The sequence below is a fragment of the Solibacillus sp. FSL H8-0538 genome, assembly GCF_038003525.1.
GTDB lineage: Bacteria > Bacillota > Bacilli > Bacillales_A > Planococcaceae > JBBOPI01.
Map to the genome: position 1 here is coordinate 3,251,586 of NZ_JBBOPI010000001.1, position 12,012 is coordinate 3,263,597.

General features: G+C 36.3%; 10 protein-coding genes. 3 read left to right on the forward strand and 7 right to left on the reverse strand.

Going from position 1 to position 12,012, the window contains the following annotated elements; genetic code table 11:
* Positions 1-507 precede the first annotated feature (507 nt).
* The gene (locus MHH87_RS15665) at positions 508-774 is read right to left on the reverse strand and encodes a YunC family protein (RefSeq protein ID WP_445683128.1); all 267 of its coding nucleotides are present in this window, start codon (positions 772-774) and stop codon (positions 508-510) included.
* 140 nt (positions 775-914) lie between these two features.
* Positions 915-1,601, reverse strand: coding sequence for a hypothetical protein (locus MHH87_RS15670; protein ID WP_340750161.1), 687 nt, complete (start codon positions 1,599-1,601; stop codon positions 915-917).
* Positions 1,602-1,928: 327 nt separating this feature from the next.
* Between MHH87_RS15670 and MHH87_RS15675 the strand changes: the two genes are divergently transcribed.
* Positions 1,929-2,096 (forward strand): DUF1540 domain-containing protein, encoded by a 168-nt coding sequence (locus MHH87_RS15675; RefSeq protein ID WP_340750162.1) that lies wholly within the window; start codon positions 1,929-1,931, stop codon positions 2,094-2,096.
* Positions 2,097-2,454: 358 nt separating this feature from the next.
* Complete coding sequence (locus tag MHH87_RS15680) at positions 2,455-4,119, forward strand: ribonuclease J (protein WP_340750163.1); 1,665 nt, start codon at positions 2,455-2,457, stop codon at positions 4,117-4,119.
* A 127-nt stretch (positions 4,120-4,246) separates the two neighbouring features.
* On the opposite strand, the gene MHH87_RS15685 is transcribed toward MHH87_RS15680, so the two are convergent.
* Together MHH87_RS15685 and MHH87_RS15690 are read right to left on the reverse strand one after the other, a co-directional pair.
* Entirely contained in the window at positions 4,247-5,587 is a 1,341-nt protein-coding gene (locus MHH87_RS15685) for a DUF2252 domain-containing protein (protein WP_340750164.1), read from the reverse strand.
* A gap of 172 nt (positions 5,588-5,759) precedes the next feature.
* Positions 5,760-6,380: an SET domain-containing protein gene (locus MHH87_RS15690; RefSeq protein ID WP_340750165.1), complete on the reverse strand. Its 621-nt coding sequence runs from the start codon at positions 6,378-6,380 to the stop codon at positions 5,760-5,762.
* An 814-nt stretch (positions 6,381-7,194) separates the two neighbouring features.
* Here MHH87_RS15690 and MHH87_RS15695 point away from each other — a divergent pair.
* Positions 7,195-8,526, forward strand: coding sequence for an arsenic transporter (locus MHH87_RS15695; protein WP_445683129.1), 1,332 nt, complete (start codon positions 7,195-7,197; stop codon positions 8,524-8,526).
* 693 nt (positions 8,527-9,219) lie between these two features.
* On the opposite strand, the gene MHH87_RS15700 is transcribed toward MHH87_RS15695, so the two are convergent.
* The 3 genes from MHH87_RS15700 to MHH87_RS15710 all read right to left on the reverse strand — a co-directional run bounded on the left by MHH87_RS15700 (position 9,220) and on the right by MHH87_RS15710 (position 11,485).
* The gene (locus MHH87_RS15700; protein WP_340750167.1) at positions 9,220-9,372 is read right to left on the reverse strand and encodes a YpzG family protein; all 153 of its coding nucleotides are present in this window, start codon (positions 9,370-9,372) and stop codon (positions 9,220-9,222) included.
* A 186-nt stretch (positions 9,373-9,558) separates the two neighbouring features.
* Entirely contained in the window at positions 9,559-10,080 is a 522-nt protein-coding gene (locus tag MHH87_RS15705; RefSeq protein ID WP_340750168.1) for a YehS family protein, read from the reverse strand.
* Between the two features lie 343 nt (positions 10,081-10,423).
* Complete coding sequence (locus MHH87_RS15710; protein WP_340750169.1) at positions 10,424-11,485, reverse strand: LLM class flavin-dependent oxidoreductase; 1,062 nt, start codon at positions 11,483-11,485, stop codon at positions 10,424-10,426.
* Positions 11,486-12,012: the final 527 nt, after the last annotated feature.

Consider the following 12,012-nt stretch of genomic DNA (forward strand, 5'->3'; position numbering starts at 1 on the left):
TTATGATGCCTAATACTGTTTCATTATTGACTTTTCTTTCGATAACAAAAACTTCCATATAACAATTATTAATTTAAAGGACGAACAGAATAGGCATTTTACGCATTCCCACCGCTTTTGCAATGGCAATAACAAGCAAAAAGAATAACAGCTAATTTTTTGGGTGTTTATCAAAAAATGCGCTTTAATTTAAAAGAAAGTGTACAACTTTATAAGCACATGGAACGGAAGGCGGGGACTCCTGCGGGAAAAGCGTGAGCCTTGAGACCCCGCACGAAGCGAAGCGGAGGAGGAGGCTCAAGCCACGCCCGCGGAAAGCGTCCGCCTGGAGTGTAATGTGCTGTCAAGTACAAATTTTGTTGTAGAGCCATTTTTATAAGCCAATATTTTTTTTAGTTTAAAATAAAACGACGAGCATCTACGTGTTGTAGTATGTCGTCGTTAAGAATGATTTGCAGTAAACTTTTCAGCGTTTACTATTTCAATATTTGTTGGTCTTAAAAGAGTTCAAATCATTTTTAACAATGCTTCTTCTCCAATCATTCCTTTAACAATTCCATGTTGCTCTGCCTCATAGGTGATGGACTCAAGTGGTGCCTGTAACAACTGATCAATCGTTTTTACACCAACCGCACGACCCGCAATTATTTTCCGATCTGCTAACTGACTATTCAAAAGTCCAACATCCAATGCACCACACATAATATAGCCAATGTCATTTGAAACCGTTAACAACGTCGTTTTCGGTAAATAAACAGTAACAGCAGTAAACATATGACCTTGAATATTTAGTGTTTCCGTTGAAACCACCTAATTCACCCCTTCCTTCTATATACATATGGGATTGGGCAAAAGGTGTGCTTATTTTTATGATGATTTACCTTATAGACGTGAAAATGCGTTTTGAAAATACCTTAATGCCATTGTCTAATTGGCACTCTTGTATATTCGTAGCGCTTAATAATCACACTGATCTTTTGATGCCAGTCATTACAGAGCTTAAATACTTCCTTATATTCATCCGAATCTTTAGTCAGTGATTCTTCATTTTCCATAAATACATATTCTACGGTAGGGTTTGATAGATCATTGACTACCATTTTCAAACTAAGTTTTGAAACGGTTTCATCCTCCGATTCTTTATTTGCCTCATCATTTGAATTTACAACATAAATTTCAGGACCTCGCTCTCTTTCCCCCCCAAGTAACCCATCCTTAGGAAATAGAGATAGAATACGTCCATCTTCTACAATTGCTGCTTCTAGTATTTTAGTAAAAGGGTATTTTTTCCTTTCAAAACGAGAATCTACATCTTCTCTGTTTGCTATATAGAGCGTAGTTGTCACTTCATCCATTATTAATGCATTTAAAAAATCGGAGGATAATATATATTCGGTATATGAAACTTCTTCCACCAATTCTTCAGCACGCCTTCTAATTTCAGCATTTCTTCTATCAGTCTGGATTTTTGTCTCTATTCTGGCCCATAGCAACATCCCTAATGAAATGATTAAGAAAAACACGAATGCTCCAGTAGTATTCATTGATAATGCTAAGAGAAAACTAACCGTGCATAATACATATAAGAGTACTATTTTCATTCACATTCCACCTCATCACTCATATTCGTTTTTAACAGACACAACTTGTCCAAAATAGGGAAAGTTCATGTCCTTACTTCGGTGCATGAGAAAGCTATACTTCCTTATCCACTAATAACGTTCAACTATTATAGAGAATACTATTCATAAAATTCTATTTATATTCTCATCTTAAAAAAAACATATGATTTGTATTAATTATTTGTAAGTTGTAAATACTTATTAGAAAGACACATCTCGTCCAATATAGGGCGAGATGATGTCCTTACTTATGTAGATAAGAAAGTTATACTTTCTTATCTATCATAATAGGAGGTGTGATATTTTATGGCTACAGATGTGCTATGTGAAGTTAACAACTGTACGTATTGGGGCTCTGGAAACAAGTGTAATGCAGCTGCTATTTATGTTGTAACGAATCGTCTTGATAATGAAGCAGCTAATAGCGAGGAAACGGATTGCAAAACATTTGAAATGAAAGAGCACCATTCCTGAGGGAACCACTAAGTGATTTCCTTATACTTCCTACTAAATGTTTTCATTCCCCGAGGCTCATGAATTTATAATTCCTGAGCTTTCCCTTTAGATTTGCTGTGGATTCATAGGTCCTTTATATACTTTAGTTTGTACTAGTAGTCAGCTAGTTTTGAAATTCTATAAAATGCCTCGTGTATTTGTGCAATGAGTAGGCGCAATTTATTTTTAGTGGCTAAGAAAGGACATCAACTCGCCCTATTTTGGGTGAGTTGTGTCTTTTTAATATTTAATAAGCGTTTTGTATAAGGCGAAAAGCGAAAAGCTATACTAACAATTATAGTAGCATGAGGAAACGAGTAGCTAGGAGGAACTAATTTTGAGCATGAATGAAAATGCATTGTCCATTTTTGCCCTAGGTGGCATAAGTGAAATCGGTAAAAACATGTATGTTGTACAATACGCAGATGATCTCGTCATCATCGATTGTGGCGCTAAATTTGCGGATAAAAACTTGTTAGGAATTGATTTAATTATTCCCGATATTTCTTATTTACAAGAGAATAAGGATAAAATTAAGGCTTTAGTCGTTACGCATGGACATGAGGACCATATTGGAGGCATTCCTTTCTTTTTAAAAAAATTAAACGTCCCCATTTATGCCACTCGTTTTACACTCGGATTAATTGAGATAAAGTTAAAAGAGCATAAACTACTTAGGGAAACAGAGTTGATTGAGATTAATTCAGATTCCCATTTAGACTTTGGGGAGATTGTTGTGAGCTTTTTTAAAACGAGCCACAGTATACCTGATTGTCTAGGAATCGTCCTTCATACACCGGAAGGAAAAGTTGTTCATACTGGCGACTTTAAATTTGATTTAACCCCAGTAAATAATCAATATTCAGATATTCATAAAATGGCTAAAATCGGTTCACAAGGAGTGCTAGCCTTAATATCCGAAAGTACCAATGCCGAGCGCCCTGGTTCTACCCCATCCGAACAACTAGTTGGGGAGCATATTGAAGAAGCGTTTATGAAAGCAAAGCGCAGAATCTTTATTTCTACCTTCGCTTCGAATGTAAGTCGTATACAACAAATCGTTGATGCAGCAATTAAAGCGAATCGTAGGCTTGCATTGCTCGGTCGTAGTATGGTGAATGTCGTTTCTGTTGCAATGGAACGTGGGTATTTAAACGTTCCAAATTGGATGTTGGTCGATGTACGTGATGTCAGTAAACTCCCGCCTGAAAAAGTCGTGATTTTATGTACCGGAAGTCAAGGGGAACCATTAGCCGCACTTTCTCGCTTATCAAGTGGAAACAATCGTGATATAAAGATTATTCCTGAAGATACCGTTATTTTCGCAGCGTCACCGATACCTGGAAATGAAAAAGGTGTCTCAAGTATTGTAGACAACCTGTTTCAATTAGGAGCCAATGTCATTTATGGGTCGTCAACTATAACAGGAATGCATGTGTCTGGTCATGGTTATCAGGAAGATTTAAAACTTATGCTTACCTTAATGAAACCAAAATATTTTATTCCAGTTCACGGAGAGTATAGAATGCTTCACCTCCACCGGTTGTTAGCTGAATCAGTAGGAGTAGAAAAGGGAAATACATTCATTTTAAAAAATGGTGAGGTTGTTGATATTAAAAATGCGCTGGCTCGTCAAACTCGAAAAGTACCTGCTGGAGATACTTATGTAGACAATATGGAAATCGGCGAGGTTGGGGAGATTGTGCTACGCGACCGTAGACAGCTTTCTGAAGACGGAATGGTCGTAATTGTTATTACAATCAATAAGATTGACGGAACATTGGTTTCTGAACCTGATACGACTTCCCGCGGATTCGTATATGCTAAGCGTTCTAGAGAGCTCATCGATAACATGAATGAAGTTACGAAAGCTACTGTAAATAATTTCAATGAAGTGAATATCATTGGCATGAAAAGGGCTATTAAAAAGTCAGTCGGACAATTTATATTTGAACAGACGAAGAGAAAACCTATGATTTTACCGATAATTATTGAAATCTAATAAAAAAGTAAGTGAAAAGTCTATTTAGAATTTTTCACTTACTTTTTTGTGCATGGCTAAGAGGCTGAATCAAACATCGGTTTCCACAAACTTTTGGGACAGCCCTTCTCACATTCAAATAAAATTTTTATTTCCTATTAAATCCTTCTTGCACCCACTGACAAAACAACTCATAATCGCTTTTTACTTGTTCTTTATATGTGATTGAAGCGAAAATAATTTGAGCGCAAAATGTTTCAAAATCATCACCAATTGCATTCAAAATTTCTTCCTCGCTATGATGGGAAAACAATTCCGATTCAAAATCAACATCTGCTCGAGCATGAATCTTCGCTGTAATTTTCCCCATAATTTCTAGCGTCGCATCAAAATCTTTTAGCGTTACTAGTTGATCTGCTTTTACTTTCTTTTTATAAGGTGATCTTTCACGAACGTAGAAATGGCGGTCATCTATTGTCAAATAACCTAAGTGCGGGTCTTCTAAATGGTGCATGGCCTTTTGTGTTGCCACTACTCGTTCCCCTTGATGTTCATATTTCGTCCAAAACTGTTCTCTATACGGTAGAAAATAGGCCGGAACAGGCGAACGTACTTCTTTTACTTCTAGTACTAAATCATCTACTCCATTCGCTTCCTTACCACCTTCAATTAGAATATAGTAACGATTTAAACCGATTGAAGCAGTTCCAGTGCCATACTTTCGTGCGATATCTTTAATGACATAATAGGATTGATCTTGTTTATTATTGGCATCTACAGATTGTAAATAAGCTTCAGTTAAGGATTCAAAAGTTTTAAATTCAGCCTCACTGACTTTCTGTATTTCGTCTGACCAAGCAAACACTCGCTTGTTTTCCTCATTTATTTGTGTAATATCATTTAAAAGGTGATTTCTTTGTCTTTTCGCTAGTTTTTTTAATACCTTTCGAACAGGTCCCTTTGTATTATCGGCAGTAAAGGCTAAAGTGAAGGGGTTGTCCTTCCCATTCTTAAATCGTTTCAACTGCTTATAATACGCTTCGAGATAATGAGCAATTCTCTCTCTCTGTTCCTGTCCACTAAGTGACTGTTCCTCACAATACAAGGCAATACTAACAGACATACGCAACACGTCAAATAGATAGGATCCAATATAGCCTTCATCAAAATCATTTACATCATAAACAATTTCACCGTTTTCATTTTGAAATGCACCGAAATTCTCCATATGCAGATCACCTTGAATCCAAGTTGGTTTATCCTCTGCTGTATGAAATGAAAATGGAACTTTCATCATATCAAAATAAAACAAATAGGCGCTCCCGCGGAAAAACCGAAATGGACTTTCCATCATTTGAGTATACTTTACTGTTCTTTGATCACGAGCTAGGTTCATACACTCTTCATCAAACTCATTCAATATGGTTTCAATAATGTGTTCACGCAATACTTTTCTTGTATTTTTAACACGATCAAGCAGGACTTCCATTCGGACTTGCTCCTCTCATTTAGGTTTATACTACCTAATAACTCTATTATACTACTCGTATAACCAAATATTTATAAGTCGGTAATTAAATTACATTTTTCTTCTTCGTGTATTTTTATAATTTCCTTAACACTAAAAAAAGCCTGTGAAGAGAGCGTCTCTTTTACAGGCTTTATCGCTGGATGCGGATGGTCTCTTTATTGGCCGGTCTGTTAAAGTAAAGTTTCTTAATAGAATCCAACAAAATTTGTTTTTTAGCTGCCGTCTCAATTTTCCCCATAAATTCCGGTCGGATGAGATGCAGAAGCGGTTGTTCTACGTCATAAAAATAGCGCATCGCTTTAATTACCTTTTTATCCCATTCTTTGTAAAACTTCAGTAAATCATCTGGGTACACCATTTTCCGCTCTGTTCCTTCTTCTGGAATACAAAGAAACGGCTCGTCGATATTTAATGTACCGTAATCGTCCGTCAATTGCTCCCCCGGATAAATGTCCCGAATCGCAATTTCAAACTCGTATGCAGTTCCCATACAGTTTGCATGAAAACTATGATTAACGAATCTCCCCAAATCCCAACAAAGAATATATTTCCCTTCTTCGTTGCGATACGAATATTTCTGAATGTCCGCCCTACTATATGAGTCTGCCGCTTCCACAACTTGTGGCTCAAGAATTTGATCGAACTGATCTAACACCCATGTAATTGTTCCCTTAGGAATAAATTCCTTGGCAAATACACCGAATCCAATTTGTTCATTTATATATCGGAGTTCTGTATGTGGATGAATCATACCCCTTATCCCTACCTTACCCATAAGTTTTATTTGTTATCTTATGCAGCAATAAAAGTAAAAACAGGGCTATATTTTTGTGGGCACTGAAAAACCTCGAAATCGTATTTTTATGCTTCTGCTTTATTTTATTCAAAAAGCATGGGTGCGGCGGCACGAAACTCCTGCAAAGAAAAGCGGTACAGGTGAGACCCCGCAACGAGGAGGCTTGCCACCACCCGCTAAAAAGCGAGTGCCAGAGCAACAGTGACCTATCACTATTTAGTGTATTATTATCAGAATTTTCAGTATAAATTATCTTTTTCATTGCCCCCATATTTTCCTAACGAGTTCACTTTAGATGTGCAAACAAGAAAATAACATTGCTAATCACAAAAAGATTCGCAACCAAAGCAGTAGGGCAATTCGCAACTGAATTTCGCTCCTGCTGTTTGTTATTCAACTAACGCCACTTTATTTTAAATAAGAAAAAGATGTTGGAAGTTAGTCGAAGTCATGATTATGTAAAGTGTAATTTAGGCATTTTCTATCAATTTACACAATTGAATCTACAATAAATTTCATCTCGATGCATTTGGGTGAGTTTCTCTACTACTTTCTTTATATTGGACAGTTGTTGATTTTTTTTATTAAAATTATTGAAAACTAGGGAAAAATATAAAGCACTGTATTTTTTAGTACATACAATATTATAGATAAATAACAATTAAATGGATTGGCGGAGGAGAAACGTGAATTATTATTCTAACTCGGTTGTATTTCTATTTGTTTTTAAAAAATACGCAAGGATGAGAGGTAGAATTATATGCAATCAATGGTTTTGATAACCATTCTTTCATTTTTGTTCACCCTAATTTTTATTCTTTGGAGACCTAGGGATATCAATGAGGCAATCCCAGCTACAATAGGCGCGATTATTGTAGTCATGAGTGGAAGCGTTACACTTACAGATTTAGGAATTATTACGGAAACTATAATGGATGCCGCTATTACTATTATGGCAACGATAGTCATGGCAATTGTCTTAGAAAGCTTTGGTTTCTTTAACTGGGTCGCCGAGAAATTAGCAGAAAAAGCAAAGGGATCAGGCATTAGATTGTTTTGGTATGTAAATCTATTAAGTTTTCTCATGACACTCTTTTTTAATAATGATGGCAGTATATTAATCACAACTCCAATTCTCATCATGCTACTAAACAATATGGGCCTAAAAAACCATCAAAAAATTCCTTATTTACTCTCTGGTGGATTAATCGCTACCGCTTCAAGTGCTCCTATAGGAGTTAGTAATATTGTTAATTTAATCGCCCTAAAAATCGTGGATATGAGCTTGTATTCACATACAGCAATGATGTTTGTTCCCGCAACGCTTGGTTTATTACTTTTAGTTGTACTTTTGTTTCTACGGTTTAAAAAAGATTTGCCAAAAACAGTACCAGCTAAAGTAACTGGCCTTTCACTCACTTCATACCATCCTCTTAAGCAAAATTTATTACAATCTTCTGAGAAAGATCGTTCAAAGTTTATGCGAAATATTCTACTATTCGTATTCGCAGTCCGAATTAGCCTCTTTGCTGCTTCATTTGTTTCCATTCCAATCTCTACAATGGCAGTTTTTGGGTCACTTGTACTTTTAGGATGGAGATGGGTTTACCTAAAAATACCTCCAAGCGATATGTTGAAAAAAACACCGTGGTATATCATCATTTTTGCTTTTAGTATGTATGTCATAATTTATGGTCTCAATAACATTGGATTAACTGACTGGTTAATTGGAATAATGAGTCCTATGGTTTCTGGTAGCCTACTTCATACGAGTGTGTGGATGGGGATTTTACTAACTATTCTATCCAATATATTCAATAACCACCCAGCCCTAATGGTAGGAACACTCACTTTAACGAATATGCCTTTAGATACAATTTCCTTGAAGGTCGCCTATCTAGCTAACGTAATTGGAAGTGACATAGGATCTTTAATTCTTCCGATGGGGACGCTAGCTACTCTAATGTGGATGCACATTATAAAAAGCGGAAATATAAAGATTACTTGGTTCGAATATATAAAAGTTACAATAATTGTTATTCCTCCTACATTGTTATTTACATTAGTCGTTTTATACTTCTGGGTTACTTGGCTTTTTTAATATAAAACCACTCCTCAATTTTGTAATAATCGTCTAAGTATAATAACCACTATCCTTTAACCCTTTTCCTAACAGTTTAGGGGGAATATCATAATGTGGTTAACTGCATACTAAAACCTATTTACTGAGGTTGTTAATATTCATGTACTTACGTTCCTATTGAAGGAAGTTAGAAGCACCTAAAATCAACAAGGGGCACTTGATGAAAGAATCCTTTCAAATCGATGAGCCCGCATTACAGAATCACTTTTAACTTAATTTTCTAATAAAGTCTCCTAAGTGCTCAAGTAACTGAATCTAAAATATACAACTAACGGGCGGGTTTGTTGTATTTTCGGTTCTCGAAATAATTATGCAACGTAAGTCTTGGTTCTAAATAAGAACCGGGTCTTTTATTTTTATCTTATTAGAAAGACACAACTCGCCCAAAATAGGGCGAGTTGATGTCCTTACTTATGTGGATGAGAAAGTTATCCTTGCTTATCCACATAAGAGGCCTCTACTTGCGCAGAGCCTCTTCTTGGCATAATCGAGAATAATTTTTCACTATAGGTCAAGGAGTATGTAGAAATAAAATATAAGAAGGTGACTCCTGTCAACCAGGAATCACCTTCTTTAATTTGCCTAGATTTTTTTTAAAATGATCTACATTTTAAATTATCAAGGCGCGATTTCACTTTTTTTCCATGATGGTTAAAACTGTCGGGCTTTGGCTTCAGATCTCAAAAGCCGGTTATGGAGAGTTATTTCCGTTTCACCATTTTGTTGAGATTTTTGATGCTTAACACTTGTCCAGTTCTGGTGGATTTTTTGAGATTTTGGATCTAATTTATCGGGTTTACTCATCTTTTCCGCCTCCTAATCATCGTCTTAGATCAAAAGTGAAATCTTTAAAAGTATGGCTCATTTATTATTTATTATGCGCCGTTGAAGAAATCAAGGTGCAATGGATATTTTTACAACTGAAAATCCTTTTCGTCCACAACATTCTTATTCCTATATACGTTTTAGCTCAACTGCTTAGTTGTTTTCTTATCCCCGATATTTTAAAGCTAAACCTTTTAAGAAATTCCTTGCAAATCGATCGCCGCACTCTTTGTAATTACGATGGCCTTCTTTTCTTAAAAGAGCACCTAATTCACCTTTTGTTACAACGACACCGCCCTCGTACAATATTTCAAGCATTTCCTCCGTCGTTAATGCTAATGCTATTTTTACTTTTTTTAACAGCATATTATTCGGACTTTCCTTACCTGTTACAGGCATTACCGGACTTTCAGGTTGCCCCGGTCTCGGCTTCTGAGGTCCTCTTTTGAAAATAATGAAGCCGTTTAAAAATGATTCTAACATTTTATTATTACATTTTATGTGATCTTCATTTTCCTCTACCTCAACATCCACTTCATCTTCGTACTCATCTTTTGATTTTGTAAGAATCTTTAGCACTTCTTCTTTTGTGAATTTCATACTACCAAGTTTAAAAATCTCTACCATATCATTATTTTTTATATCAAGTGCATATCTAAGTCGAATTAATATATCGTTATTAGTCATCTAAAAAACCTCCTGTAATATTGACTATTTACATAGTTGTTTCACCATTTGTATTTTTACTTTTCAGCAACGTTATTTACTCTACATGTTTGGCGTGAAATTGGCAACATACTTGGTATTGGTCGGTTTATCTACGCTCAAATGTTGACCTAAACTTAAGATTACCTTAGTATTTGGAGACTGTTTACTTTTTTAAACTCATGACGCTAAAAACCAGCCATACCGTTGTTGTAAATGAAATTAATTAGCTCACAATTTAAAAAGGAATGGGCGTGAACAATTCACACTCCATTCCTTTGATTTAGGCTTTGTGAAAAACATCTTCTCTTCTAAAGGGTAACACTTACGCTTCCCCCTCACCACCAGCTTCCCACTTAGCTATTTCTGCCCTCACGATAGGAGCTACTTCTGTACCTAATAATTCAATTGCTTTCATAACGTCCTCATGCGGCATTGATCCTACTGGTACATGCAGCATAAAGCGTGTAATGCCTACATTTTTACGCAGATAAATAATTTTTTCTGCTACTGTATTGGCATCTCCTACGTATAAAGCTCCTTCTAAACTACGTGCAGAATCAAAAGTTGAACGAGTATATTCGCCCCATCCACGCTCTCTTCCCAAAACATTCATGGCCGCTTGAGTTGGTGGGAAAAACTTTTCTACTGCTATATCGGTACTCTCAGCGACGAATCCGTGTGAATGAGAAGCTACCTTCAGTTTCGACATATCATGACCCGCCTGCTTTGCTGCTTTCTTATAAAGTTTAACAAGTGATGCAAAGCGAATTGGACTACCACCAATAATTGCTAACACGAGTGGTAGTCCAAGGATACCTGCACGAACAGCCGATTGCGGAGTACCACCACTAGCAATCCAAACAGGTAAAGGATCTTGAACCGGACGTGGATAAACACCGCGGTTTTGAATGGCTGGACGATGCTTGCCATTCCAATTCACAATTTCGGAATCACGTATTTGTAATAACAAATCTAATTTTTCATCGAACAGCTCATCATAATCCTCTAAATCATAGCCAAACAGAGGAAAAGATTCGATAAATGAACCTCGCCCCGCCATGATTTCTGCGCGCCCATTCGAGATAGCATCAAGCGTAGAAAATTCTTGGAAAACACGCACTGGATCGTAAGAAGATAACACTGAAACGGCGCTTGTGAGTCGTATCTGTTTTGTCTGTGACGCCGCAGCAGCTAGTAATACGGCTGGTGCCGAACAGGCGTAATCTTGTCGATGATGTTCTCCTACACCAAATACATCGAGCCCAACTTGATCCGCTAATACAATCTCTTCTACTACCTCACGTAAACGCTCAGCATGACTAATTACTTTACCAGTTTCTACATCTGGTGTAGTTTCAACAAATGTTGTAATACCAATTTCCATTATGCTCCACCTTTTTTTGTATCTCTCATAACTTACAGAAAATTTTCTTATATCAACATCAATCATACAATATTGCCTAAACTACTTTCAAAGTTAGGCACTTTTCTTCACTGAAGGTTTTTTTCATCTGGAAAAAATGTAAATTAATAATTTGAATCCATCCTCTAAAAAAGCGCTTTTCTATTCCATTGAGCATTCGCTTATTATGGCGGTAAAGAAAAATGCATCCTCTCTTTTTGGTGCAATGTTTTAAAACAAGATTTTCTTCTTTAGGCGAAATTGACCTACGACTTATTCGAAAATAAGCGTAGTTTCACTTATTTTCGAATAAGTTGTATGTTCAAATCGGTTATTTTCATTTTTCGAGGATTAATATAATCCTTTATATAATGCACTTTGAATTTTTATTGTTACTATTTCGAGGAATGGTAAGAGTGTAGTGACATGAATACAAATTACTAAAGAAAAGAGCATTCGCGCCCGGTTGCATGAGATAGCCCGAAGCGACCTCGATCGTGCGGCCCGAA